The organism is Corynebacterium sp. UMB6689, assembly GCF_030215295.1.
GTDB classification, from domain to species: domain Bacteria; phylum Actinomycetota; class Actinomycetes; order Mycobacteriales; family Mycobacteriaceae; genus Corynebacterium; species Corynebacterium aurimucosum.
In genome coordinates this window covers 1-215 of record NZ_JASOLS010000323.1, presented here as the reverse complement: position 1 = coordinate 215, position 215 = coordinate 1, and the positions used below count along the sequence as shown (strand labels likewise).

At 51.2% G+C, this 215-nt stretch carries 1 pseudogene; it reads right to left on the bottom strand.

The features are described from left to right. Nucleotides 1-215 (bottom strand): annotated as a pseudogene (locus QP363_RS13670) (HNH endonuclease); the annotation flags it as partial.

The window sequence follows — 215 nt, the reverse complement described above, 5'->3', positions numbered from 1 at the left end:
GCTTGGTTCGGCTTAGAAGGGGTAAAGAAGTCAGCCAGGAGGGTGTCGATAAAATCCAGGGTTTCTTTTGTTAGGGCTGTCAGTGCTGACATGGGTTGATCAATAGCGATCAAGGATTCAATGTCGAGCAGGCAGTGGGTGTCTTGTATGGCTTTGACTTTCGGCAGACTACCCAGCCGGTGGATAGCACGCAGGCCGGATTTAATGTGGCCTTC